The 24,284-nt window shown below is 59.2% G+C and carries 22 protein-coding genes; 2 read left to right on the top strand and 20 right to left on the bottom strand.

Annotation, left to right across the window (positions count from 1 at the left end; translation table 11 throughout):
* Nucleotides 1-205: 205 nt before the first annotated feature.
* A complete protein-coding gene (locus ACSBQS_RS11170; RefSeq protein WP_033643570.1) occupies nt 206-1,243 on the bottom strand; it encodes a LacI family DNA-binding transcriptional regulator in 1,038 nt (345 codons plus the stop codon).
* 294 nt (nt 1,244-1,537) lie between these two features.
* Between ACSBQS_RS11170 and kynA the strand changes: the two genes are divergently transcribed.
* Together kynA and sbmC are read left to right on the top strand one after the other, a co-directional pair.
* A complete protein-coding gene (gene kynA / locus ACSBQS_RS11165; RefSeq protein WP_033643569.1) occupies nt 1,538-2,380 on the top strand; it encodes a tryptophan 2,3-dioxygenase in 843 nt (280 codons plus the stop codon).
* 23 nt (nt 2,381-2,403) lie between these two features.
* Nucleotides 2,404-2,871: a DNA gyrase inhibitor SbmC gene (gene sbmC, locus ACSBQS_RS11160; RefSeq protein WP_047574702.1), complete on the top strand. Its 468-nt coding sequence runs from the start codon at nt 2,404-2,406 to the stop codon at nt 2,869-2,871.
* 218 nt (nt 2,872-3,089) lie between these two features.
* On the opposite strand, the gene ACSBQS_RS11155 is transcribed toward sbmC, so the two are convergent.
* The 19 genes from ACSBQS_RS11155 to tssB all read right to left on the bottom strand — a co-directional run bounded on the left by ACSBQS_RS11155 (nt 3,090) and on the right by tssB (nt 24,255).
* Nucleotides 3,090-3,842: a hypothetical protein gene (locus tag ACSBQS_RS11155; RefSeq protein ID WP_033643567.1), complete on the bottom strand. Its 753-nt coding sequence runs from the start codon at nt 3,840-3,842 to the stop codon at nt 3,090-3,092.
* 3 nt (nt 3,843-3,845) lie between these two features.
* Nucleotides 3,846-4,217, bottom strand: a complete 372-nt coding sequence (locus tag ACSBQS_RS11150) for a hypothetical protein (RefSeq protein WP_434990516.1) — start codon at nt 4,215-4,217, stop codon at nt 3,846-3,848.
* Entirely contained in the window at nt 4,214-6,454 is a 2,241-nt protein-coding gene (locus ACSBQS_RS11145) for a type VI secretion system Vgr family protein (protein WP_434990514.1), read from the bottom strand. Before ACSBQS_RS11145 ends, ACSBQS_RS11150 begins: the two co-directional genes overlap by 4 nt.
* 142 nt (nt 6,455-6,596) lie before the next feature.
* Nucleotides 6,597-8,042, bottom strand: coding sequence for a serine/threonine protein kinase (locus tag ACSBQS_RS11140; protein WP_047025435.1), 1,446 nt, complete (start codon nt 8,040-8,042; stop codon nt 6,597-6,599).
* Nucleotides 8,043-8,091: 49 nt separating this feature from the next.
* Nucleotides 8,092-10,746 carry a type VI secretion system ATPase TssH gene (gene tssH / locus ACSBQS_RS11135; RefSeq protein WP_346404382.1) on the bottom strand — a complete coding sequence of 885 codons (2,655 nt, stop codon included), beginning with the start codon at nt 10,744-10,746 and terminating at the stop codon, nt 8,092-8,094.
* A 56-nt stretch (nt 10,747-10,802) separates the two neighbouring features.
* Nucleotides 10,803-11,873, bottom strand: a complete 1,071-nt coding sequence (gene tssG, locus ACSBQS_RS11130) for a type VI secretion system baseplate subunit TssG (protein WP_047025436.1) — start codon at nt 11,871-11,873, stop codon at nt 10,803-10,805.
* Nucleotides 11,870-13,756 (bottom strand): type VI secretion system baseplate subunit TssF, encoded by a 1,887-nt coding sequence (gene tssF / locus ACSBQS_RS11125; protein WP_434990511.1) that lies wholly within the window; start codon nt 13,754-13,756, stop codon nt 11,870-11,872. Before tssF ends, tssG begins: the two co-directional genes overlap by 4 nt.
* 4 nt (nt 13,757-13,760) lie before the next feature.
* Nucleotides 13,761-14,336: a type VI secretion system baseplate subunit TssE gene (locus ACSBQS_RS11120; RefSeq protein WP_033643562.1), complete on the bottom strand. Its 576-nt coding sequence runs from the start codon at nt 14,334-14,336 to the stop codon at nt 13,761-13,763.
* Nucleotides 14,337-14,338: 2 nt separating this feature from the next.
* Nucleotides 14,339-15,160 (bottom strand): type VI secretion system accessory protein TagJ, encoded by an 822-nt coding sequence (locus tag ACSBQS_RS11115; RefSeq protein WP_047025437.1) that lies wholly within the window; start codon nt 15,158-15,160, stop codon nt 14,339-14,341.
* A 15-nt stretch (nt 15,161-15,175) separates the two neighbouring features.
* Nucleotides 15,176-16,162, bottom strand: coding sequence for a hypothetical protein (locus ACSBQS_RS11110; RefSeq protein ID WP_047025438.1), 987 nt, complete (start codon nt 16,160-16,162; stop codon nt 15,176-15,178).
* Between the two features lie 29 nt (nt 16,163-16,191).
* Entirely contained in the window at nt 16,192-16,965 is a 774-nt protein-coding gene (locus ACSBQS_RS11105; protein WP_033643559.1) for a PP2C family protein-serine/threonine phosphatase, read from the bottom strand.
* Nucleotides 16,965-18,692 carry a type VI secretion system-associated FHA domain protein TagH gene (tagH, locus tag ACSBQS_RS11100; protein WP_342163403.1) on the bottom strand — a complete coding sequence of 576 codons (1,728 nt, stop codon included), beginning with the start codon at nt 18,690-18,692 and terminating at the stop codon, nt 16,965-16,967. The genes ACSBQS_RS11105 and tagH overlap by 1 nt, the downstream gene beginning before the upstream one ends.
* Nucleotides 18,693-19,221: 529 nt before the next feature.
* Complete coding sequence (locus ACSBQS_RS11095; RefSeq protein WP_187048159.1) at nt 19,222-19,983, bottom strand: DUF4225 domain-containing protein; 762 nt, start codon at nt 19,981-19,983, stop codon at nt 19,222-19,224.
* A gap of 62 nt (nt 19,984-20,045) precedes the next feature.
* Nucleotides 20,046-20,399: a T6SS amidase immunity protein Tai4 family protein gene (locus tag ACSBQS_RS11090; protein ID WP_050594451.1), complete on the bottom strand. Its 354-nt coding sequence runs from the start codon at nt 20,397-20,399 to the stop codon at nt 20,046-20,048.
* A 12-nt stretch (nt 20,400-20,411) separates the two neighbouring features.
* Nucleotides 20,412-20,870, bottom strand: a complete 459-nt coding sequence (locus ACSBQS_RS11085) for a T6SS amidase immunity protein Tai4 family protein (RefSeq protein WP_434990506.1) — start codon at nt 20,868-20,870, stop codon at nt 20,412-20,414.
* Nucleotides 20,867-21,370: a type VI secretion system amidase effector protein Tae4 gene (locus ACSBQS_RS11080; protein ID WP_071525932.1), complete on the bottom strand. Its 504-nt coding sequence runs from the start codon at nt 21,368-21,370 to the stop codon at nt 20,867-20,869. Before ACSBQS_RS11080 ends, ACSBQS_RS11085 begins: the two co-directional genes overlap by 4 nt.
* Nucleotides 21,371-21,421: 51 nt before the next feature.
* Nucleotides 21,422-21,904, bottom strand: a complete 483-nt coding sequence (locus ACSBQS_RS11075; RefSeq protein ID WP_004934962.1) for an Hcp family type VI secretion system effector — start codon at nt 21,902-21,904, stop codon at nt 21,422-21,424.
* Between the two features lie 305 nt (nt 21,905-22,209).
* Complete coding sequence (gene tssC, locus ACSBQS_RS11070; protein ID WP_197666053.1) at nt 22,210-23,715, bottom strand: type VI secretion system contractile sheath large subunit; 1,506 nt, start codon at nt 23,713-23,715, stop codon at nt 22,210-22,212.
* Nucleotides 23,716-23,718: 3 nt separating this feature from the next.
* Nucleotides 23,719-24,255: a type VI secretion system contractile sheath small subunit gene (tssB, locus tag ACSBQS_RS11065; protein WP_015378282.1), complete on the bottom strand. Its 537-nt coding sequence runs from the start codon at nt 24,253-24,255 to the stop codon at nt 23,719-23,721.
* Nucleotides 24,256-24,284 lie beyond the last annotated feature (29 nt).

The raw sequence follows: 24,284 nt of genomic DNA, 5'->3' as shown, positions 1-24,284 counted from the left end.
TTTTTCATCATGGTTTTTCCCATGTGGTTAATCGGAATAATAGCGGCCCAGCCCAAAGTCATGAGCGGCGTGCTGAATAACGACGTTGCGTGCATAAAGCGTCGCGCCGTTTATTTATTGCGACGACGCTGTTTTTTCTGATTTTGGCTGCGGCGAGCCGGACGATGCTATCTGCGCATCGCCTGGGTAAGCCGTTTTTACCGTATTAACCGGCGGTTTTGACGGAACGCCGGCTGATGACCGTCGGCGGGAAGAGAAACTCGCCGGGCGGTTGTGAATCATTGTTGATGCGGCCGATCAGGCGTTCGACCATCAGCTGCGCCATCTCGGCCAGCGGCGGGCCGATCGACGTCAACCCCGGTTCGGCCAGGCCGGCAAGCGCGATATTGTCGATGCCGACCACCGAAATCTCTGCTGGCACCTGGACGCCGGCGGCGCGCAGCCCCACCATCAGCCCGATGCCCAGCGCATCGTTAATCGCCACGATGCCGTCCGGGCGCGGCGTCAGCGCGAGGATGCGGGATGCCAGCGTCAGCCCCAATTCGAACATCTCCGTGTCGCCGTAGGCGCTGGTGGCTTTGCCTTCGATCACCCGTTGGCGTTCGCTCAAGTTGTGCCCCAGCGCACTCAGAAAACCGTCGATCTTGTGGCTGCGCCCCACGGTCAGCGCCGCTTCGGTGGCGAACACGATATGTCGGCAGCCGCGTTCGAGCAGGTGCTGCGCGGCCAGACGCCCGGCGGCGAGATTGTCCATCGACACGCTGTCGAACAACCGGCTGTCGGCGGCCATCGGCTCGGCGAACGGGCTGTCATAGCTGACGATCTTCATGCCCCGCTCGGCCGCCCGGACAAAATGGGTCTGGCGGATGTCGCTCGCCGCCACGATGATGCCGCGCACGCCATGCAGAAACATATCGTCGATAAACGCGGCTTCCTCCTGTTCCTGCCGGTAGGCGTTGCCGAGCAAGACGCGGTAGCGGTGAGCGCGCGCCGCGCTGTCGACGGCGTGCGCCAGCGCCGAAAAACTCGGGTTAACGATCGACGGCAGCAGCAGGCCGATGATCTTCGCCTGTGGCGCGAGGTTCACTGCGGTGCGCGCCGGACGATAGCCCAGGGTGTCCATCGCCTGTTCGATGCGCTGACGGGTCTGTGCACTCATCTGGTGGCTGCGATTATTCAGCAGGTTCGACACGCTGCTGATGGACACGCCGGCCAACCGCGCGACATCACGAATATTTGCCATTTGCCGATCCCTTGCTGCCTGCCGTTAGCCTGCAATCTATAAGGGAAGGCGGGCGCAGGCAAGCCGCAACCGGGGCGAAACCCGCACGGGATCGCGCATTTGTGAGAGTCGTCAGGCGCAGGGCTGGTTGTTTACTAAACAGCAAAGGGCGGCGGCCATGGGGTGACGCGGATGAGTGAGATCTGCGAAGCATCTCTCGTTTATCGCCCTTCGGGGCGGCGGGTTCTGTACTATTGTTTTCTCTTTGCGGCACGTTCCAGGCCGATGGGGCGCTGGGCGCAACGGAGATCACAGATGAACAAACGGGAATTAGAAAGCGCGATTGTCACCGATTTTTCCAAACGCATGAGCTATGGCGACTACCTGTGCCTGGACCAACTGCTGGACTGCCAGCACCCGCTCTCCAATCCGCCGCATCATGATGAAATGCTGTTCGTGATACAGCACCAAACCTCCGAACTGTGGATGAAGCTGATGCTGCATGAGCTGCAGGCGGCGCTGCGGCTGGTGCAGCAGGACAAACTCAGCCACTGTTTTAAAATTCTCGCGCGCGTCAAACAGATCCAGCGGCTGCTGTTCGAACAGTGGGCGGTGCTGGAAACGCTGACGCCGTCGGAATACGTTGAGTTTCGCGATGTGTTGGGCAGTTCCTCGGGCTTCCAGTCGCATCAATACCGGTCGATCGAGTTTCTGCTCGGCAACAAGAACGCCGCCATGCTGGCGGTGTTCAGCAGCGATGCGGAAAAACACGCGGCGCTGAAGGCGATCCTCGAAGCGCCGAGCCTGTACGACGAATACTTGCTGTACCTGGCGCGCCACGGTTTGCCGATCCCGCAGGAGTGCCTCAAGCGCGACTGGACGCAGCCCTATCAGCGCAACCCGGATCTGCTGCCGGCGTTCAAAGTGATCTACGACAACCCGCAGACCTATTGGGAAGCGTATGAAATGGCGGAGAAGCTGGTGGATATCGAAGAGAGTTTCCATCTGTGGCGTTTCCGCCATATGAAAACGGTGGAGCGGATCATCGGCTTTAAGTCGGGCACCGGCGGTTCCAGCGGCGTCAGCTTCCTGAAAAAGGCGTTGGACCTGACCTTTTTCCCCGAACTGCTGGACGTGCGTACCGAAATCGGCGCCTGAGATAAAGAGAGAGGATAAGGGCGATGAGCGTGAGGATTATCGATAAAGCGGCGGAGAAGGTGGTGGGGGTAAGAGTGGTGGGGCCGTATCCGCAGACCATCCCGCAGGGTTCGCAGCAACTGCTGGCATGGCGGCAGCGTCACGACGTGCCGTTCGGCAAATGGCTGGTGTTGTACTGGGACGATCCGGCGGAAGTGGCGCCGGAAAAGCTGCGCGCCGACGTGGTGATGAGCGTGGCGGACGATTTCGCGCTGCCGACGGGCAGCGCGGGTATGACCGTGCAGACGCTGCCCGCCGGGCAGTACGCGGTCTACCACGTGCGCATCAGCGATGGCGACTTCGAGCGGGTGTGGGGCGAGTTCTACCAGAAGCTGCTGCCGGCCAGCGGCTACCAGCCGGTTGAGGGGGTGAGCTATGAACACTATCTCAACGACTGCGAGGCCGACGGCTATTTCGACCTCGAGATTTACCAGACGGTGAAGAAGTGGTGAAGGGGAAATGATAAAGAAGGCTGAATCGATGGGCGGTACAGATTCAGCCTGTGATTGTCATTCCTGTTCGGTTTAGGAGCGGTGACAAGAGGAGGGAGTGTCACTCGCACTGAGGTATAGGCCGTTTGATATCTATACGGTGTAGGTAGATAGGCCAAGTCTCACTTTAGCGCCTTGGAATCAAGTGCCTTGGAATCACTCGGTGGCGGTTGTGGTGGCTATTTCCCCCAAGTTCCTTTTTGATTCATTAATATCTTACCATTCTTTATAACTGTCAGTGTGTTATCAATTTTACTGAGCATGTAGGTCGTCGATGCATTTTTAAACTCATAACTGATTATTGGGCATGGGGCTGTATTGCAATCAGCACGTGTCACTTTTCCCTGCAAAGTTACAGCAGCACCATCTTTTTTACGCTCTCCATAATAAGTAGCATCATTACAGTTTCCTTTACTGATGCAAACAGTCATGAGCTTGATAGAGAATGACTGTGTGTCAAAGTATTCTTCCTCAGTCCTCACCTTATTTCTTTTGCTGTCTGAGGAAAAATGCATGTCTTTGAAGCGTGCAGCCCAATGCAGAATATCATTATTAATAGGGGAATCTTTATCAGATGATTTGTAATTTATGATATCAGAATCAGGTACAACCCAGGCGGCATAAATTTTCCCATCGGGATTGATGACCAGAGCAGAGGCATTTTCCAGATAAAGATCTTTTAGCCACCCTTCAACAAATAACCCACCACCTGGGGTTGAATGAGGTTCACCGAACACATCAAAGTTGTTGATGTACTTTTCATAGTCTTGACCCAGTATGCTTTTAAGATTGTCAGTGACCGCTTTATCGTTGACCAGCCCGCTTACTGTGTTGGTTTTGTTATATTGTAACAGGTCTATCGCTGATGTGGATTCAATGGAGCAAAGCAAAGAAGCAGCAAACAATGTAGGTAATAAGATTTTTTTGAACATAAATCACTCGTTTGATAATTTTAAAAATTCTTCTGCTTCCCGGGCATACCGCTTTTGAAGGCCATTACCATAACGTGCCCACCAGTTGTACTGTTTACCACCCTGCGTCGTGATGGTATCTCCATATATTGCTCTATCGTATTCTACCCGAGCTTTAAGTAAATTATCCTGAAAGCTTTCCGCCGACATACTTTCAATTTTGGCTATTGCCTCCGACGTTAAGGTATCAGCCTTAACTATTCGTCCGGACTCCATGGAGTTCAGGATCGCTTGTGCGCCAGATGAGCCACGCATATGTGCCAATGAAGTTATTGCCCCTTGTTTTCCTGGATCAGAAAAGTTCAGTGCACCTGCAGACTTCGCTGATGCGCTCATTGCTTTGGATACTTCCTCAAACTCTTCAGCGCTGCCTTGGCCGTATTGGTTACGAGCAGCAAGGATTTTGTCATAAGCATTGCCATTTCCTTTTCTGAATCCGTATAACTCACGGCGCCCACCTTGTTCTCCAGCACTCCCTTCAGAGGCCATGACCGATTCAACAACCCGATTATCAATTCTGCCGGGTTTTGTTGTCGATTGAGCATTTTGCGTGATAGATGCTGGCGCCGCTGCCGCCGCCCGAGGGGCGCCGCTGCCGCCGCCCGAGGGGCGGCGTTAACCGGCTTTCCCGGCGTACCACTCGCCTCCTCGTTCGGGAACAGCTGATCGACGGCGCTCTGGATTGCCGCCTGATGGCCACCGCCCGGTGCGGCGGTGCGCGCGGCGCCGCCAGGCTGGTTGAGATCCAGCTGGCCGCCGGTGTTGATCGCGCCATCCTCTTTTACCGTGATATTGAAACTGGTGCCGGTGATGTTGATTTGGCCGTCCGCCAGCAGTTCGATCACGCTTTCGCCGCACTCGAGCCGCAGCGATTCGCCGGAGCCGAGGGTAAAGGCATTGACCACGGCGTCGCTGCGCGTTTTGCCGGTCAGCGCGGAGGATTCACCTTTGACGCCGGTCGCCTGATTAAGCACCACCCGTTTGATCTGGTTACCGCCCACCAGATGCGTGTGGTCGTTAGCGATGGTGTGGCTTTCATCGTTTTTCACCTGGGTGTCCATGTTGCGCTCCGCCTGGATCCACACCTGTTCGGCGCCGGCCTTGTCTTCGAAACGCAGGGCGTTGGCGTTGTCGGCGGTGCCGTCCTTGGTGCGGCTCATAAAGCCCATCTGGGTGGCGGCGGCCGGCAGCGCCCACGGCGGCATGCTGGCTTCGTTATAGACGCGCCCGGTGACGATCGGCCGATCCGGATCGCCGTTGATAAAGTCCACCACCACTTCGTCGTTCACGCGCGGGATCTGCACGCCGCCGTAGCCTTGGCCGGCCCAGGCGCTGGAGACGCGCACCCAGCAGGAGCTGCCGTCGTCTTTCGGCCCGAAGCGATCCCAGTGGAACTTCACCTTGATACGGCCGTATTTGTCGGTCCAAATCGATTCGCCGGCCGGGCCGACCACCCGGGCGGTCTGCGGTCCGTGGGTTTTCGGCCAGGTGGCCTGCTGCGGCGGGTGCCAGGGCACGTCCGCCGGCAGGACGATGAAGTCGATACGGTGTTCGCTGCTCTGATCGTCGCCGCTGGCGTAGCGATTCTCTTTCAGATGGTAGCTGGCCTGCAGCGTCAGATATTCGCGATTGTCGTCGGCATGCGGGGCGTTATACAGCGTGAAGGTACTGCCGGGGGCGATGCCCATGGCGGTGGCGGTGCCTCGGATCTGTTGATGCTCGGCCTGCCAGGCTTCCTGGCGCACGCGGGCGTAGAACTCCCCCTGCTGATGCTCGGTATAGCGGCCCGGCCAGTCGTAAACGTCGATTTGCCCCGGCGTCGGCGAGACCGGGTTTTGCCGCGCCTGGAACAGCCAGGCGTTCGGTTTGCGGAAATCGTAGTCGTCCAGGCTGTAGATGCCCGGCGTGACGCGATCGGACAACGTCCACTGGCTGATGCCTTCCTCGCTGGTGCTGCCGCCCGACGGCGTCAGGTGGTAGGGGATCATCTCATAGCCGGGATAGGGCTGGTGATGGTGGGGGGCGTCCCCGAGCACCAGCGTGTGTTTGCCCATTTCGTGTTTGAAATAGTAATAGATGCCCTCCAGCTCCATCAGGCGGCTGATGAAGTTGAAGCTGCTTTCGTTGTACTGCACGCAGTAGCCCCACAGGCGATAGTCGCCGGTCAGCTGATCTTCCAGCTGCACGTTGTGCTCCGCCAGCAGGGTCTTGACGATCTGCGGCACCGTCTGTTCCTGGAAGATGCGGAAATTGCGGTCTTTGGTCATCGGCCACAGATCCGGCTGCACGTGCAGGTTGTACACCGCGTAGCGCGTGCCGCCGATCTCTTCGCTGCTGACGGCGATGGCGGTGATCTTACCGTTCAGGTAACGCGGGGCGCTGAGAAAGCCCTGGGTCGGAATTTCCAGCGTCAGCGGTTGGCCGAGCAGCGCTTTACGATCGAGGCGCGCGTCGGTGCTCAGCAATTCAATAGAGAAGTCGAAAGGAGTGGAAAGCGCTTCGATACCGTCCAGCGAGCGAAACAGCAGTTGCTCCTGGCCCAGCGGCGTGTGCGCAATAATGCGATCCAACATGAGAACGTCCTCTGTGATTGACGTCATGCCCTGCATACTCCGGCGTTGCAGCGGCCTTGCCGCGCGGCCAATGAGGGGGACAGTTGCTCGTCAGTCTCATGAAATAGGGGAAACCCCGCCGAGGCGGAGTTTCAGAACGGGATTAGCCGGCGGTGGCCGGGTTGACCAGCCAGGTGCCGGCGGTGTCGATGCTGAGCTGCTGGCGGCGGAGCCGATCGTTGTGACGGATCTCCAGCTGATAGCGGCCCGGCGCCAGGTTCAGGCTGGCGAAGCCGTTTTCGCCCGGCGTCACCTGCTGCGGCTTGCCGTCGAGGCTGACCTGCTCACCCGGTTGCAGTTTGAAGTACACCAACGCCACCGGTTGCGCCGGCGGCGCCGCTTTTTCAGGTTCCGCCGCCGCAGGCTGCGCGGTTTGCGGCGCGCTCGGCTGCTGCGTCAGGGTTTTCTGCGCCGGTGACGTCTCGCTGTTTTGAGCGACGGCCTGGGCATCGTCCTTGCCGCCGCTCAGCCAGGCGATCGCGCCGATCACCAGCAGCGCGGCGACGCCGGCGCCGGCCATCATCGGGCGCGAGAATTGGGTGCCGCGCGCGGTAACGGCGCCGGCGGCAGCCGCAGCGGCGGCCGGGTTGGCGGCGACCAGCAAGTTCTCCGGCGCGGCGGCCGGGGTGCTGATGATTTCGTTTTCATCGGCGATCGGCAGATGCAACAGCTCGGCCATTTCGTCGATGGTCTGCGGGCGGTCTTCCGGCTTCAGCGCCAGCGCGCGATCGACGGTGCGCAGCAGCTCCGGCGAGTAGCCGGCGGGGCGGCGCTCGGTCAGCGGCTGGTAGCTGTCTTCGATGCTGCGCACCACGCTGACCGGCGGCGGCGAACCGACGATCAGCGTGTGCAGCACGGCGCCGAGCGCGTAGATATCGGTCCACGGCCCTTGTTCGCCGTCGCTGTTCTCGGTGTACTGCTCGATCGGCGCGAAGCCCGGTTTGAGCATGATCTCCGTTTCGTCCGACAGGTTGCCGATCTCTTTGCGTGCCGACCCGAAGTCCAGCAGCACCGGCAGCTGGCTCTCCTGGATCTGGATGTTATCCAGCGAAATGTCGCGGTGCAGATAGCCTTCCTGATGGATGGTGTTGATGGCGCTGAACAGCGGCGGCAGCAGCCGACGGATCCACGCCTCGTCGATTTTCTCCGGCTGCTGCGCCTGCAGGTTTTTCAACGTGGTGCCGCTGTAAAACTGGGTGCCCATATAGGCGGTGCCGTTCTCCTCCCAGAAGCGCAACACGTGCAGCAGACCGGGATGCGAGAAGCGCGCCAGCAGACGCGCCTCCTGGATAAAGCTGTTCAGCCCGGCCTGGAAAGTTTTGCCGAAGCGTTCGCCGCGCAGCCCGATGCTGAGATCGTCGTTGCGTTTCGCCAGCGAGGTTGGCATGTACTCCTTGATGGCGATGGTGCGTTCCAGTTGGTGATCGTAGGCGCGGTAGACGATGCCGAAGCCGCCTTCGCCGATCGCTTCCTGGATCTCGAATTCATTGAATCGATAGCCGCTCGGCAGGCTGTTCGAATTCGGTTTGGTTATCCCGGTTCCCGACATAGTGATGACTCTCTGTGTTCAAAGGGCCGCCCTCTCGGCGGCCGCGGCGTTATGCCTGAAATTGACAAATGAATTCGTTGTTCTGCAGCGCGATATGCAGCTGGCGATAGCGCTGGTCGTTGGCGCTGCCGGTCAGCAGGGTGTGGCTGATCTGCGGCAGCAGGGTGTTGGTCAGGATGGCGTCGACCATGCGGCCGCCGGACTCCACCTCGGTGCAGCGGCTGACGATCTGCTCGATGACCGCGTCGTCGAAGGTGCAGACGATGTCGTGATTCTCCGCCAGGCGACGCTGAATGCGGCCCAATTGCAGGCGCACGATGTTGCCCAGCGTGGCGTCGGTCAGCGGGTAATACGGCACCACCAGCAGGCGGCCGAGCAAGGCGGCCGGGAACACCGACAGCAGCGGTTGGCGCAGCGCGCCGCTCAGCGCCTCCGGCTCCGGCAGCAGCTCCGGATCGCTGCACAACCCGGCGATCAGATCGGTGCCGACGTTGGAGGTCAGGATGATGATGGTGTTGCGGAAATCGATATGACGGCCTTCGCCGTCCTCCATCCAGCCCTTGTCGAACACCTGGAAGAAGATTTCATGTACGTCCGGGTGCGCCTTTTCGATCTCGTCCAACAGCACCACGCTGTAAGGACGGCGGCGAACCGCCTCGGTCAACACGCCGCCCTCGCCGTAGCCGACATAGCCGGGCGGCGCGCCTTTCAGCGTCGAAACGGTGTGCGACTCCTGGAATTCGCTCATGTTGATGGTGATGACGTTCTGCTCGCCGCCGTACAGGGTTTCCGCCAGCGCCAGCGCGGTTTCGGTTTTGCCGACGCCGGAGGGCCCGGCCAGCAGGAATACCCCGACCGGTTTGTTCGGATCGTCCAGCCGCGCTCGTGAGGTGCGCACCCGGCGGGCGATCAGATCCAGCGCATGGCGTTGGCCGATGACGCGCTGATTCAGGGTGTCGGAGAGCTGCAGCACCGCTTCAATCTCGTTTTTCACCATGCGGCCCAGCGGGATGCCGGTCCAGTCGGCCACCACCGCCGCCACGATGTTGGCGTCGACGGCGGCGAAGATCAGCGGCGCTTCGCCCTGCAGCGCGCTCAGCTGCTGCTGCAGTTCGCCCAATTGGGCGCGCAGCGCGTCGGCATCAGGGCGCGTTTGCGTCTCTTCGTCGGTGCTCGCCTCTTCTTGGGCGTGCAGTTGGGCGCGCAGCGTGATGATCTGCTGGATCAGCGCCAGCTCCTGCTGCCAACGCTCGGTCAACTGTTCGAGTTCCTGGCGCAGCGCGGTCAATTGGGCTTCAATCTCCTGCGGGCGCAGGGGATCGCCGATGCCGACCTTGGCCTCGCGGCGGGCGATATCCAACTCTATCTGCAGCGCATCGATGCGGTGGCGGCAGTCTTCGACCTGGGCGGGCTCGGCATGTTGGCTGACCGCCACGCGCGCGCAGGCGGTATCCAGCAGCGCCACTGCCTTGTCCGGCAACTGGCGGGCCGGAATATAGCGATGGGACAGCCGCACCGCGGCGTCCACCGCTTCATCCAGCAGCAGCACGCGGTGGTGTTGCTCCAGCGGGCTGACGGTGCTGCGCAGCATCAGCAGCGCTTTGTCTTCGCTCGGTTCGTGCACCTGCACCACCTGGAAACGGCGGGTGAGCGCGGGATCCTTCTCGATGTATTTCTTGTATTCCGACCAGGTGGTGGCGCCGATGGTGCGCAGTTGGCCGCGCGCCAATGCCGGTTTCAGCAGGTTGGCGGCGTCGCCGGTGCCCTGGGCGCCGCCGGCGCCGATCAGGGTGTGAATTTCGTCGATAAACAGGATGATCGGCGTCGGGCTGGATTGCACTTCGTCGATCACCGCCTGCAGCCGTTTTTCAAACTCGCCCTTGACGCCGGCACCGGCCTGCAGCATGCCGATGTCCAGCAGGCACAGCTTCACGTCGCGCAGCTGCGGCGGCACGTCGCCGGCCACGATGCGCAGCGCCAGGCCTTCCACCACGGCGGTTTTGCCGACGCCGGCCTCGCCGGTCAGCAGCGGGTTGTTCTGGCGACGGCGCATCAGAATATCGACGATTTGTCGGATCTCTTCATCGCGGCCGGCCACCGGGTCGATCTCGCCGTTGCGCGCTCTGGCGGTCAGATCCTGGGCATACTGCGCCAGCACGCTTTCACCGCTGCGCGACGCGCCGGGCAGGGGCTCGGCGCCGCTTTGCGCCGCCGCGTCCTGGGCGTTTTCCGCCGAGTGAGCGGCAATGGCGGCGAACTGTTCCATCAGCAGATCGGCGTTGATGCGCTCGAACTGCGGGGAAATGGCCTTCAGCAGGTGGCGCAGGCTGTAGGTTTTCAGAATGCCGAGCAGCAGGTGGCCGCCACGGATGCGCGCTGCGCCGAACTTCAATGAGCCATAGACCCAGGCGCGTTCTACCGCGCTGTCGATGTGCTCGGACAGATCGGAAATGGCGCTGGCGCCGCGCGGCAGGCGATCGAGCGCCTCGACGATGTCGCGCGCCAGTTGCGCCTCGTCCAGCGCGAAGTGGCGAACGATCTGCTGCAGATCGCCGTCCGGCGATTGCATCAGCTGATGCAGCCAGTGCGCCAATTCGACGTAGGGGTTACCGCGCAGCTTGCAAAACGCCGTCGCACTTTCCAGAGAGGTGAATAACAGGCTATCCAGTTTGCCGAATAATACCGAGCGGCTGATTTCAGACATGGTTTTCCTCAGGTCTCAGAGTGGCCTGGCGCCGCAGGGCGTCGGCCGAAATAGGGTCAGAACGGGTTTTCCAGCGGTTCAGGGCTGAAGATCAGATCGTCGAGATCGCGCTGTCGCCGATGGTCGGCCAGCCAACTGCTCAGGCCCAATCGCTGCGCGCCGCCGAGCTGGATGCCGTGCGCCTGTTCCTTCGCCAGGATCAGGCGCACTTCCCAGACGAACTCGATGCCCAGGTATTGGCGCACCCAGTCGCGCAGTTGCCGGCACAGCTCGGCGCCCGGCAGAAAGCGGTCATAGTCCTGCTGCGGCATCGGCCCCAGCTCGATGCGGAACTTGTGCTGGATATCCCGCACCGCGATGCCGAGAAAGGCCGATTCGCCGAGCCGCGGCGCGCCGCGCCCGGCCTTGAGCCGCGCCTGCTCGCGCGGCTCCACCCGCAGCCAGTGCGGCACGTTTTCGACGATGCGCACCGGCACCTTGAAATACTGCTGCAAAATTTTGCTCAGGCCTTCCGGATCGCGGCTGTGGCGAATCAGATGACCGGCCATAAAATGTTTAGCGTGGGCGTTGATGCTGTCGCGCTCTTGCTGCGCCGGCTGGCCGAGGCCGATCAGGCTCGACAGGTACTCGTCGAAGCGCCGGTTGTCCGGGCGATCCAGCGATACCGTCGGCTGCGCGTCGGCCCAGGCGCGGTAAAACAGCAGCGTCAGCCGGTGATGGAACAGATTGGTGAACGCCAGCAGGGTGGTGTCCTGGTGGTGGTACACCCGTTCGCGCACGTATTCGGTCAGGTGCAGCGGCAGCGGTCCGTTGGGGCCGAACAGGCCGAAGCTGAAGATCGATACGTCGTGCAGCGGGCTGTTGGCGCGCGGCGTCACCTGCGCCAGCGTGGAGGGCGCGAACGACAGCGAAGGTTCCTGGCCCAGGCGCAGCATCTCGTGGCGCGGCAGCGGCGCGCGCCCCAGCAGGTAAGGCTGGCCGCCCTGGGCGTCGATGCGCCGCAGCAGTTGAAACAGATCGTGCTTGTAAGGCGCGCTGCGCAGCCGCGGCCAGAAGTCGTCCGGCAGGCGATACAGCGCGTTGATCTGCGGCGGCGCCAGTTCGGTGGCGATCATCTCCGCGCTCATATCAGCGTCCTTTTGCCCATGCGCGCCTGCCAGTGGGCGATCTCGCCGCGCTGCTGGCTGGAGAGCGTCATCTCGGTGAAGGTGTTCATCGCCACCAGGCGCGAGAACAGGCGCTCCAGCACGCTGCCGAGCAGGTAAGGACTGTTGCCGGAGAACGCCTGCTCATCGACCGTCAGATCGATGGCGATGCCGCGCGCGAACACGATGGGGCCGGGTTCAGGCACTCGCCGATAGACCGGCCGCAGGTTGCAGTGGCGCACGCCCTGGATCTGTTTAGCGATCGCCGGCTCGCTCAGGTTGCCGTACAGCCCCAGCAGCTGGCGCAGGCTGGCGGCGCCCTGTTCCGGATCGCCGTCCATCATGCTGAGGTAATTCAGCTGCAGCTGACTGATCAACCGCCAGGTGATCATCCCTTCGGCCAGCGCCGGACGCGGCGGCGTAGGGCCTTTGCGCAGCGAGACCTGCTTGATCGGGATTGAATCGGGCATCACGAAATTGCCCTGATCCTGCTGCAACAGCATCAACGGCAGGTCGCGGCTGGTGCACAGCACGTCGGCGGTGAGGTATTTCAGATCGCTGTGCCACGGCGACTGCCGTTCGTCCACCAGCGATACGAACACTTCCGAACCGGCATAGCCGGTGCGGGTGCCGTAGCGGCGGGCGTGTTCCGACAGGGTGCGCTGTTCGCGCCGCAGCGAAAAGTAGGCGCCATAGTTGCCATCGTCCGCGCTCAGGGTGCTGTAAAACGGCCGAAACTCTTGCTCGTAGCGTTTTTCGCTGGCGCTGCCGCCGAGCCGCTGCACCGAAAACACTTCGTAATCCAGCGGCCGGATATTGTCGACCACCAGATGGTATTCGTGGTTCTTTTCGTTGATCGCGATGCGTTCGGCCACTTTCGGAAACAGGTTGATCACCGGCGTGCAGTGCAGCGCCAAATGGGCAACGTCGACCACCCGTTCCAGCGCGGCGTCGTGCCTATCGAGCAGCACCACGATTTCGAACTGGCGCAGCGCCTTTCTCCCTTCGCGCACGCTTTGCAACAGCGGGCGCAGGCCGTTGACGCTGAAGAACTGGAAGCGCGCCGGGAAGGCGAAATATTCTTGCAGCAGCCGGTAGCCTTCGAAGTTGCGCAGATCGTTGGGCAGCAGCGCCTGATCGGCGGCGAAGCCTTCCTGTCGCAGCCCATCCAACGCCAGCGCCCGCCGCTGCGGCTGAGCCTCCACCGTTTGGCAGACAAGCCCGACGCTGTGCTGCATCAGCAACTCCAGCAGCTGTTGCGCCTGCATGTCCGGCCCGGCCAGGTAAAACATCAATTGGTCCAGCTGCAGGTTGTTGAGCGTCACGCTTTCGTAGCACTCGAGCCGAATGCGCAGCGCGCTGACGCAGCCGCTGTGCTGCAGCCCCAGCGAGGCCAGCGGAATATCGGCCGGAATGCCGCCCAGCTCGACGCCGGCGATGCGCACCGGCTGCAGCGTGACGTCATGCGCCGTGGTGTAACTGCAGGTGATGCCGCTTTTCTTCAGCGTCTGGCTGTCCATCATGGTGCCGCGCGGCACCACGAAGCCGTTGCTGATATCGCCTTTACTGCTGTCCGGCTGCAGCTCGGCGATCGCCATCGACGGCGTCGGCGACAGGTAGTTGGGGTAGATGATCTCCAGCAAGCGCTGAGAAAAGCGCGGGAACTCGGCGTCCATTTTCAGCTGCACGCGCGAGGTGAGGAAGGCGAAGCCCTCCATCAGACGCTCGATATAAGGGTCCGCCACGTCGATGCCGCGCATGCCGAGACGGCCCGCGACCTTCGGGTACTGTTCGGCGAACTCGGCGCCCATCTCACGCAGATAGGCCAGCTCGCGGTTGTAATAATCTAACAGTTTACTGTCCATCGCCTTACCCTATGTCTTTCAGATCGAAGTGGCCGTTTTCCAGATCCACGTCGGTACGGAACAGAAACTCCAGCGGATAGGGCACGCACCACAGGCGGCCCTTGATTTCGATCGACAGCACGTTGTGCAGCTCCAGCGAGCCGGTGTCCGAAATGCAGCGCACCTGCAACCCGTCGGGCAGAATGCGCGGCTCGAAATGGAGGATGGAATCGGTCAGCGCGCGCTGAATGTCCAGCCATTCGATGTCCGACATGCGCTTGCCCGCCAGCGAGGCGATGCCGTAATTCAGGGTGGAACGCCGCACCTGCGGAAAATCGCCGAGATCCAGATTGGATTCGCTGTTGACGCAGTTGAACAGCCACTGCAAATCGCGCAATACCCGGCGGCGCAGCTCGCTGTGCGACACCAGGTTGCGCACCTGCGCCTCCTGCTTTTTCTGCGGTTCGTCGTCGGTCAGCATGTCGAGCAGCACCGGCTGCATTTTGTCGCGTGAAGTCAGGCGTTCGCTGTCCTGACGAGAGCGATAGCCCTGGCGGCGCAGATCGCCGCCGTCATAGTGGGGTGGGCGCTTGTCGTTCATGGTCAGGCGCTCGCGTCGAAGCTCAACTGCCGCAGGCTGTGCAGCGGGAATTCGTCGCTTTCGCTGAGCCAGGTCTTCAGGCCCAGCCCCGCATAGTGGGCGCCGTCGCCGAGCGGTTGCCATTCGGTGCGTTTGCCGAGCAGCAGCGCGTCGTCGCTGCCTTCGGGCAGCGGGTAACGGGCGGGCAGTTGGCATACCTGTTCGCGGCCGTCGGTCAGGCGCACCAGCGCATGGCTCCACACCAGATCGATGGCGCTCTGTGGCGCCTGGAACTGGATCGCGGCGATGTCGGCAAACGGCACCCAGTAGTAAACGCCGTTGAGCGCCAGCTCGCACACCGGCCCGAGGCGGCCGTCACCGTCGGTCAGCCAGTCGAAACTCAGCTGCCGCTCTTGGTCGCCTTCGGCCAACATTAACCGCCCGGCGCCGGCCGGGGCGGCCTCCAGCGCCTCATCGCGCAGCGTCTGGGCCTGCTCGGCCGCCCCTTGCGCATCCTGATGCAGCGCCTGCACCATCAGTTTCAGCCAGGGATGCGCCTGCCGCAGCAGCGTCGGCTCGGCCGTGCCGGCGAATACCGCCTGGCGTTGCAGCTCGGCGTTGACCGACTGCATCAGCAGCAAGGTGGTTGGTTGGGCGATCGGTTTCAGCGCCTGCCAGGATTTCAACTGCGCGTTGGCGCGCGTCCAGTTGCCGCTCAGACACAGCAGTTGCACCAGCGCGGCGCGCAGGTCGGCATCCGCCGGTTTTGCCTTGATATCGTTCTCGACGGCGGTGATGGCCGCGGCGATCGACTGGCCTTGCAGCATGCTTGCTAATGATTTCACAGGCTTTCCTTATAATCAGTGAGTGGCGCCGTTAACCGACAGGTAGCTGCCGCTGGCGGGATCGACCCGGTCTGCGGCCAACTGTTCCACCAGCTTGAAGGTCAGCGGGGCGGAGGCGCTCAGCAGCGGCTGCCAGGCGGTTTGCGCCTGCTGCACGCGCTGTGTGATCTTGGTCTCGTCGGCGGCGTCGACACGCGGCATTTCAACGATCGCTTCACCGTTGAACGCCCAGGCATGCAACTGCGGTTCGAAGGTCAGCAGCAGGAAGCTGCCCGGCGCCTGCGGGTTGCCGCCCAAAATGAGCCGTTGGGCGTTGGCGCTGACGACGGTCAGCGCGCGATCGCCGCCGTTGATCTTCGCCAGCGGGTAACCTTGCAGGAACCACAGCGTCGGCGAGAGGGTTTGCCCGCCGTGTTGCAGCGTGACCGCGCCGCTGCCTTGCAGCCAGCCGTCCTCGCCGCAGCGCAGCGCGTCGCCGGCGGGAATGAACAGCGCGCCGCCGGTGGCTTCGTCACCCCAGAAGGTGCGGAAGTGGCAGCCCTGCGGCAGGCTAAAACGCTGTGGCGGCGCGGTGTCCGCCTGCGCAGAGGTGACGGCCACCGCCGCAGGAATGGTCGGCGGCGGCGGGGTTTGCGGCTGCTCGGCGGTCTCTTGTTTGACCACCGGTTTCCAGCCGCGCGCTTTGGCGGCTTCGCCGGTCGCCAGCTTCTCACCGCGCTTGTCGGTCAGCGTCCAGGGCAGATGACCGGCTTTTGGGCACTGCTTTTCCAGCAGATTGCCGACGCGGGGCAGAAAGTCGTTCAACACGGCCGGATCTTTGCCTTGCGCTGAGACGATGCGCAGCGGGATGCTTTTGCCGCACCAGCTTTCCGGATTGCTGTTCTTGACGTCATCGATAAACACTTCCAGCTTCTGGCTGGGGGAGTAAACCAGGCGATAGTTCATCGCCTGCGCGGTCGGTACCGCCATCAGGGCGACGAGCCCCGGCATCCAGTATTTCATAGTGAACCTTGCTGTGAATGTGCGCCGACTCAGTCGCGGATGAGAAACCGTTCCGCATCCGCCAGCGAATGCAGCAGGGTGGTTTCCTGCGGTGAGCCAATCCAGACGGCGATAGCGCTGTAGTTATCGCTGTTATTGTTTTTCTTCCATGCCTGCTGCATCAGGGCGATCCACTCGCTGGGGGAGTTGACCATGTGCAGCGACTGTTCCAGTTCGGCCTGGCTGAAGCTGTGCCAGAAGCCGTCGGTGCACAGCAGGAAAACGTCGCCGTCTTCCAGCTGCAGCACATCGCTGTAGGTGGCGTCGCGCTCTTCGTTGAGCCCCAGCGCGAAATACAGCAGGTTGCTGTTGATGCCGTTGGTCTGATAACCGGCGTCCTGCATCTGTTGGATCAGGCTGTGGTCGGTGGTGACGGCATGCAGGTAGCCGCGGCGGAACAGGTACAGGCGGCTGTCGCCGGCGTGCGCCCAGTAGGCCAGCTGGTAATCGCGATCGATAAACAGACTGACCAGCGTGGTGCCCATCTTGCTGTATTCGTCCGACTGCCGCTGCTGCTGGTGGATGGCGGCATTGGCGCGCGTAATGTGCTGACGAATGCTCTGGGCGTTCAGGTGCTTTTCGCCGTCGAAGTTTTGCAAAATGGTGTCGCGCGCCAGTTTGGCGGCGATATCGCCGCCCGGAAAACCGGCGATGCCGTCGCACACCACGAAGCAGGCGGCGCGGTTGCCGAGCACCTCGCCGGTCTGATCCTGGTTGGAGGCGCGGCCGCCCTGATTGGAGGTAGAGGCTATGGTGATATTCATTACGCGTCCGGTTTGGTCTGTGAGTCTTTGTATTGATTCACTTCAACGTCATAGGCGTGCAGGAAGGCTTCGCCGAACAGGGTGTGGAAATCGTCCTCGATCTCGCCGGAGGTTTGCTGATAGTTCTTCACAAAGTAGTCCCACAGCGCGGCCTTGCGGTTGGCGGGCAGCGACAGACGCGGCGCCACGCCTTCCTTGCGCGCTTCCTCTTCGAGGCGCTCCGGGTTGAAGGACTGCAGCATGGCGGCGATGATGGCGCGAATGCCGGCGATCATCCCCAGCTGGTGTGCCTGCAGGTCGATCAGCGCATCGCGCACCGCCTGTTCCGGCGGCATAAAGCCCGGCATCTGGCTGCCGAACATCTGCATCAGCACCGTTTTCCCCGAAGGCAGCAGTTTGAACGGGTTGTTGGCCTCGTCGAGGATCATGGTCATCTCGGCCTTCACGCCGCGCTTGAGGATCGAGCGGGATGAGAGCAGGGCGACGGTGCCTTGCGAGAACAGGCTCAGCAGGCGGCCGGCCTGGCGGATCTGTTGTTCGTCGAAATGCGGCTGCGGCTGCAGATCGTCGAGACCGATGCCTTGCAACAGCGCCGTCAGCAGCGGCCCCTCCAAGGTGTCGCCATTCGGCGCGGCGGCGTGCTGCCGCTGGGCGGACTGGTAGGCGACCGGATCGATGCCCAAGCGGTTGCCCTGGCGCGGGCGCGGAGGTTGCGCAGGCGGTTCCTGCTGGCTGAACTGTGGCGCGGGTTGGGGTTGCGGCTCGGGCCTCTGCACGGGCGTCGGCGTCGGCTGTGGGCGCGGCGCTTGCGGTGGTGCGGCGATCGGCGCCGGTGGTGGGGACGGCGGTTGTGCCGGTTCCTCCGGCTGAGCCAGCGGCACGGCGCCGCCCATCAACAGCCCCAGCGGGTCGTTGCTGTTTAACGTCTCTGGCGAAGCGGGCGCGGATGAACCGCCGAACAGCGCCAGCGGATCCAGCTCTTGTTCCGGTTGCTGCGCATTCTGGACGGGGGGAGCCGGGCGCGGTGGCGCAGCCTGCTCCGCCAGCAGCGCGCTGGGGGTGGTGTCGGCCAGGATATGCTCACGCTCAAAAGTGGAGTCGGTGTTGAACAAGGCGGCCGGATCGGTTTGCTGTTGTTGCAATTGGCGCAGATCGACATCGCCCGCCAGCTGCGCCAGCGGATCGGCCGGATTCAGCTCGCGAGTGGGGGTGTCCAGCAGCGGATGGCTGTCTGGATTGGCTACCGGCGGCGGGGTGACGGCGGCCGGCGCATTCGGCGTAAATTCTTCCACCAGGCTGTCCCAGATTTCGTTGGGGATCGGCGCGGCGGATTTTTCTTTGGCGGCGGCTGCAGGGGCCGCAGCAGCGGCAACGGCCTTGGCCACCGGTTGAGCCTGCGGCGCGGCGTGCTGTTGCAGCGCGCTGACTTCAATCTGGTAATCGTCGATGCCGAGCACGTCGCCATCCTGCAGTTCAACCTGGCGGCCACGCTCCAGCGGAATATCGTTCAGCAGCACGCGGGTGACGTTGCCGCGATTGGTGATGCGGCATTCGCCGTCAGAGGAAATGTGCACGATCGCCTGCAGACGGGAAATGGCGCGCTCTTCGTCCGGCAGCACCAGGTTGTTGTCCACGCTGCGGCCGATGGTGCCGCCCGGCGGCAGAAAATCGCAACTGCTCTGCGGCGGAACCTGGCCGCTTTTATTTTTTACAATGGAAAATCGCATAAGGCATTCCTGCTGATTAGATCTTATGGCCAGACAGTGAAACTCGATAACTGGATGAGTTTGACTTGATTTCTTTCCTAAGAGAGAGCTTTGAATGTGAGTGACTAAATTCTTTGGCTAACGCATTATATGGTCGAAAACTTCAATGTAATAACGTGAGGCTGTATATGTCAGGTGATGTCTTTGCTATTATTCGCATTATTCTTAGTCTTTCTTTTGTAATAGAGGTTAGTTGGTAATTGAGACAGGTAAGTAAGGGCGAATATAATACTGGCGTACCACACCTCATCATAGTCTTGAAATTTTATATTGAGAATTGGATCCAGTATCTCAGAACCATAGTTAAATACTAAACCTTGGATGATGCTTGCAAATAAATTTACTGTGGTAGCTATCACAAAAAGGGAATAGGATTTTCTATTGTTGGTTTTTTGTTTTAGGTGATAAAGCCCGACAAATACTAAGACTGACAGGAAAAAGTATAAAAACACAAATGAGTAAGAGTAGGTGGAAAGCGTGACGTCATCGATCACTGTTTTGTTTCCTCATCGATTAATTTGTAAATTCCATAGCCAGTTATGGCATTGGAAAAAACCTCTGCGCCTAATGGAACCGTGCCAAGCTTTTTCCATCCAATAATATAATCGCTATTTATGTGTTTAAACAACCGCCAAGAGTCAGGTCTTAATGACTTGCTAAATATACCGTACCCGGATAGTGATATGTCAACGGAACTATAAACGATGTCAGCTTCATTTTTATTATAACCTAGATAGTTAGCCGCGTAGTGGTATGCCTCTCTTATACTGCCAACCTTATCTTTTCTGAAAAGTAAATAATAGCCACTTTCGTAAACATTATTTGCTCCTTGAGCCATTAACGGTACGCCAACGCCCCCGCAGGCGATGCCTGCAGAAAGTGCACAGGTTCCGATTCCGGCAAATATCTGAGAGCCGCCGCTGACAAAACCAACTTGTTTCATCACCAGGTTTGAAAATCTTTCTCTTTTTTCTTTTTTTATTGCGACAAAGAGCTTGGCTTTACCTGTATTAATGTTGAATTCTTGTTGTTTGAGGTTGTTGATTTCCTCTTCAATTATACTGATTGCCCCAGAGTAGGATGTGCAGTGTATACTGATATCCCTTTGTGCAAACTGAATAAGTTTGTCTATTTCCAGTGAGAAATTAGCTCTTGATTCGTTGGTGTATAGATACTGTCGTGAAAACGTTCTTGATAGTTTTTTGAGTTCATCGACAGATCTATCCAGATCTGCTTTTGTTTTGTATTGCATCAGGATTCCTTTCCTATTTTTCTAAACTAACATTTATTATATGTAAGGATGCGTATTTATTATCAGTTGTCGTCTTTCCCTTGGTACTTCTTGATGATGGCTTGCAACGCTTGGCTATGTACAAGATCGATGCACTTTGCCATCGTCATCGGCTCCCCTGACATACTGTCATAGGGCTTTGCCAGAAATTCTTTTGCCAGCGCCCTGACGGCGGTATGCGCCTCCAGAGAATAATCGCCGAACTCCATGTAACCCCGAGCGGCGGCGGCGGCATCGTTTTTGACTTCTTTTGCTGAGTACCCCTCGGCGATGCAAACGCTGAGCGCGTAGTTTTTGAGGTACTCGGCAGGGGAATAGTCAATTTCTGTCGCTGCATTGACGTTCAACGTTGCGGCGATGGCCACAGTCAGTGAGATTTTTTTCACTGATTATTTCCGAGGAGAATTTTCATTTACTCTGTCCGGATTGTCTTTCACCCAATTATCATTAGGGCGCTGTACATAATCTTTCGCAAGTTTATCAAGCTCTTCACTATGGTACATATCCATGCACTTCATTAAGTCTAAGCGACTTTTCCCATCCTTAGCATTGTAATTCTTTTGCAAATACTGCTTTGTCAGCTTGATGATAGGGGATTCTTCATCACGAATTGCATAGTATGACCAAGCATCGATTCCATTCGATGAGGCAATTGCATCTTTGCTAGCCTCTGGTGATGTCTTATAAGCGACGGAAATGCAATAGGTCAGAGCAATATCCTTGTAGTTTTGCAAATAGTTTCGGTACGCCGCTTGCGGTGGCCACTTTTCAATGGGTTCTTCTTGGTTTTTCTGTGCTATAGCACAAGTAGCATATATACAAAGAAAAGAGATAAGGATTTTTTTCATCTCAATACCCAAAAGTTAGCGTAATTTGTTGTATAGCGAGCTTCTGGTTCATTGAAATAACAATGATCATAACAATCGCCGTTCCCATTCCAAAGCGTAGCATGTCCTCCAGCATCGCTCCAACCTGCAATTTCAAACAGTATGATCCCTTTCTTTCCGGCTAATTCACCACCACCTGGAGGAGGGAATTTGACTCGAAGGTCGGGTTTGCCCCAGATCTTTGTCAGATAAGCGATAAGATCTTTAACTCTAAAAAAATACCATTGACGATCGGCGCCTGATACGGTCTGATCTTTTACATAAGGAATGGGGAAGCCAGATTTATTCAAGATGTAGCTCATACGCACAGCGCAGGTGTTTTCCCACTTTCCATTGGGCGCAATATTCATGGCGACACGCCCGCCGATAATCTTGGCAACATTTTGAGCTGAATATTGCGCGTTATATATTTTAGTGCTTGCAGCCCATGCGGCTGAAAAAATGGGGCGATTATTATTCATTGTTATTTCCCTATATTAATCCCCCCGGCCGTAACCGGGGGGGCATGCAGATTAAGCTTCGCGGTTTTCCTTGATGTTCCAACCTGCGCTGCTTTCGGCGCCTTTGCCGCCTTTGTCGCTCTGCTCCCAGTACTGCTGTTTCACTTTCGCCGCCTGGAAGGAGTAGGTGACGCCCACGGTGTCTTCGCCGCCTGCACCGGTGTACTGCACGGCGGTAACCAGCACGTCTTCCAGGGTGATTTTTGCGTATTCAACCTGGGTGCCGCCCGCCTTGCAAACCGACAGCTCAATCTTGGTCAGGTGTTTGCCGCTTGAGCAGTGTTTCAGCAAGGCCGGGGTTGACTTGTCGATCAGCGCGTTGACGTGCAGATCGTTGAAGCACACTTTACCGGCGCCACCGCCGCCGCCAACGCCCATATTGCCCGGTTGAGAAGCGCCCCAGGAGAAAGAAGTAATGTCGGTCCAGCCTTTGTGATTCGAATCTTTGGATTCGCCGCTGGCACCTTCAACTTTCAGGAACATATCAATAGCCATAGTTTCTTCACTCTTTATTAAGGGTTAACAGTAGTATTAACGTTACGTTGAAAAACTCAGGTAATAGCAGCAGGAATTGCAAGTGTGGTAATGCATTACCAATTTATATCCTTGTGCCATGCACCTTCTTAAATACCGAAAACTATCGGTACGGGTTACCGAGCCATTATTAAAATGATAATGGCTCAATGCTTAATTATTTCGCGTTATCTTGGTTCCACATGCGATCCGGGTTTTCTGCGATAGGCTGACGATGAGGTTGATACATCAGCCAGGCCGCGCGATCGCGGCCTGACTCCAGCCCATCAGGACGCGTCGTTTTGCTTCAGCGAAGGCAGCTTCGACACCAGGCGCAGGGAGACGGTCAGGCCTTCCAGCTGGTAGTGCGGGCGCAGGAAGAACTTGGCGCTGTAGTAGCCCGGGTTGTCTTCGATCTCTTCCACCTGCACTTCCGCCGCGGCCAGCGGTTTGCGCGACTTGGTTTCCTGCGATGAGTTGGCCGGATCGCCGTCCACGTAGTTCATGATCCAGTCATTCAGCCAGCGCTCCATATCGTCGCGCTCGCGGAAGGAGCCAATTTTGTCGCGCACGATGCACTTCAGATAGTGCGCGAAGCGGCAGCAGGCGAACAGGTATGGCAGGCGCGCGGAAAGCTGGGCGTTGGCGGAGGCGTCGGCGTCGTAGTATTCCGCCGGCTTCTGCAGCGACTGCGCGCCGATAAAGGCGGCGAAGTCGGAGTTTTTGCGGTGCACCAGCGGCATAAAGCCGTTTTTGGCCAGCTCGGCTTCGCGACGATCGCTGATGGCGATCTCGGTCGGGCACTTCATGTCCACGCCGCCGTCGTCGCTCGGGAAGGTATGGCACGGCAGGTTCTCCACCGCGCCGCCGGATTCCACCCCGCGAATGGCGGTGCACCAACCGAACTCTTTGAACGAACGGTTGATGTTGGCGGCCATGGCGTAGGCGGCGTTGGTCCAGGTGTAGTTGCCGTGGGTCGCGCCGTCGGTATCTTCTTCGAAGTCAAACTCGTCCACCGGATTGGTGCGGATGCCATACGGCAGGCGCGCCAGGAAGCGCGGCATCACCAGGCCCAGGTAGCGCGCGTCTTCCGATTCGCGCAGGCTGCGCCAGGCGGCGTATTCGGTGTTCTGGAAAATCTTGGTCAGATCGCGCGGGTTGGAGAGCTCCTGCCAGGACTCCATTTGCATCACGCTTGGCGCGGTGCCGGCGATGAACGGGCAGTGTGAGGCGGCGCCGATCTTGGCCATTTCACCCAGCAGCTCCACGTCCTGCGGGCTGTGATCGAAGTAGTAGTCGCCCACCAGGCAGCCGAAGGGCTCGCCGCCGAACTGGCCATACTCTTCTTCGTAGATTTTCTTGAAGATCGGGCTCTGATCCCAGCCCACGCCTTTATAACGCTTCAGCGTGCGGCCCAGCTCCTGCTTGGAAATGCTCATGAAACGGATCTTCAGCATCTCGTCGGTTTCAGAGTTGTTGACCAGGTAGTGCAGGCCGTGCCACGCGCCTTCCAGCTTCTGGAAATCGTCGTGGTGAATGATCTGGTTGATCTGCTGCGACAGCTTTTCGTCGATTTCCGCGATCAGCGCCTGGATGGTGCGGTAGGCGTCGGAAGAAACGGTGACGGTATTTTCCAGCGCCTGCTGCGCCAGAGTTTTCACCGCGTTCTCGACCGCGTCTTTGGCCTGATCGGTCTTCGGCCGGAACTCTTTGTTCAACAGCGCGCTGAACTCATCGCTGGAAAAAGTCTCGGTGGTTTGCAACGCATTTTGTTGCTGAGGCGAGTTGCTCATCGATTAATCCTCACGCTCGTTGTTGTCATCGTTAACCGCCGGCTTCGGCGCGTCGGTCAGGGATTTCAGCAGCGCCGGGTTTTGCAGGATCTTGGAGATCAGCTCCTCGGCGCCGTTTTTACCGTCCATGTAGGACAGCAGGTTGGAAAGCTGGGTGCGGGCGTCCAGCAGATTGTCCAGTGCGTCGACCTTGCGGGCGATAGCGGCGGGGGAGAAGTCTTCCATGCTTTCGAAGGTCAGATCGATGTTCAGCTTGCCTTCGCCGGTCAGGGTATTGTCAACCTGATAAGCGACGCGCGGCTTCAGCGATTTCATGCGCTCGTCGAAGTTGTCGACGTCGATTTCCATGAACTTGCGCTCCTCAACGCTGGCTTGCGGATCGACCGCTTTCCCCACCAGATCCGCCATCACGCCCATCACGAACGGCAGCTGGATTTTGCGCTCTGCGCCATAAATTTCGACATCGTATTCAATCTGTACGCGCGGCGCGCGGTTGCGGGCGATGAATTTCTGCCCGCTGCGGGATTTCGAGTTTGACATGATTTACTCCATCTAATGGCGATTGGGAA

The sequence above is a fragment of the Serratia sp. H402Y genome (assembly GCF_051172415.1).
Lineage (GTDB): Bacteria > Pseudomonadota > Gammaproteobacteria > Enterobacterales > Enterobacteriaceae > Serratia > Serratia ureilytica.
Note: the sequence above shows the minus strand (reverse complement) of the source record. Positions and strands in the feature narration are given on the sequence as shown.

Bases quoted from the DNA above. Each gene is read 5' to 3' on its own strand.
- ACSBQS_RS11170 (WP_033643570.1), bottom strand. From the start codon at position 1,243: ATGGCAAATATTCGTGATGTCGCGCGGTTGGCCGGCGTGTCCATCAGC.
- kynA (WP_033643569.1), top strand. From the start codon at position 1,538: ATGAACAAACGGGAATTAGAAAGCGCGATTGTCACCGATTTTTCCAAA.
- sbmC (WP_047574702.1), top strand. From the start codon at position 2,404: ATGAGCGTGAGGATTATCGATAAAGCGGCGGAGAAGGTGGTGGGGGTA.
- ACSBQS_RS11155 (WP_033643567.1), bottom strand. From the start codon at position 3,842: ATGTTCAAAAAAATCTTATTACCTACATTGTTTGCTGCTTCTTTGCTT.
- ACSBQS_RS11150 (WP_434990516.1), bottom strand. From the start codon at position 4,217: ATGAGCGCATCAGCGAAGTCTGCAGGTGCACTGAACTTTTCTGATCCA.
- ACSBQS_RS11145 (WP_434990514.1), bottom strand. From the start codon at position 6,454: ATGTTGGATCGCATTATTGCGCACACGCCGCTGGGCCAGGAGCAACTG.
- ACSBQS_RS11140 (WP_047025435.1), bottom strand. From the start codon at position 8,042: ATGTCGGGAACCGGGATAACCAAACCGAATTCGAACAGCCTGCCGAGC.
- tssH (WP_346404382.1), bottom strand. From the start codon at position 10,746: ATGTCTGAAATCAGCCGCTCGGTATTATTCGGCAAACTGGATAGCCTG.
- tssG (WP_047025436.1), bottom strand. From the start codon at position 11,873: ATGAGCGCGGAGATGATCGCCACCGAACTGGCGCCGCCGCAGATCAAC.
- tssF (WP_434990511.1), bottom strand. From the start codon at position 13,756: ATGGACAGTAAACTGTTAGATTATTACAACCGCGAGCTGGCCTATCTG.
- ACSBQS_RS11120 (WP_033643562.1), bottom strand. From the start codon at position 14,336: ATGAACGACAAGCGCCCACCCCACTATGACGGCGGCGATCTGCGCCGC.
- ACSBQS_RS11110 (WP_047025438.1), bottom strand. From the start codon at position 16,162: ATGAAATACTGGATGCCGGGGCTCGTCGCCCTGATGGCGGTACCGACC.
- ACSBQS_RS11105 (WP_033643559.1), bottom strand. From the start codon at position 16,965: ATGAATATCACCATAGCCTCTACCTCCAATCAGGGCGGCCGCGCCTCC.
- tagH (WP_342163403.1), bottom strand. From the start codon at position 18,692: ATGCGATTTTCCATTGTAAAAAATAAAAGCGGCCAGGTTCCGCCGCAG.
- ACSBQS_RS11095 (WP_187048159.1), bottom strand. From the start codon at position 19,983: ATGCAATACAAAACAAAAGCAGATCTGGATAGATCTGTCGATGAACTC.
- ACSBQS_RS11085 (WP_434990506.1), bottom strand. From the start codon at position 20,870: ATGAAAAAAATCCTTATCTCTTTTCTTTGTATATATGCTACTTGTGCT.
- ACSBQS_RS11080 (WP_071525932.1), bottom strand. From the start codon at position 21,370: ATGAATAATAATCGCCCCATTTTTTCAGCCGCATGGGCTGCAAGCACT.
- ACSBQS_RS11075 (WP_004934962.1), bottom strand. From the start codon at position 21,904: ATGGCTATTGATATGTTCCTGAAAGTTGAAGGTGCCAGCGGCGAATCC.
- tssC (WP_197666053.1), bottom strand. From the start codon at position 23,715: ATGAGCAACTCGCCTCAGCAACAAAATGCGTTGCAAACCACCGAGACT.
- tssB (WP_015378282.1), bottom strand. From the start codon at position 24,255: ATGTCAAACTCGAAATCCCGCAGCGGGCAGAAATTCATCGCCCGCAAC.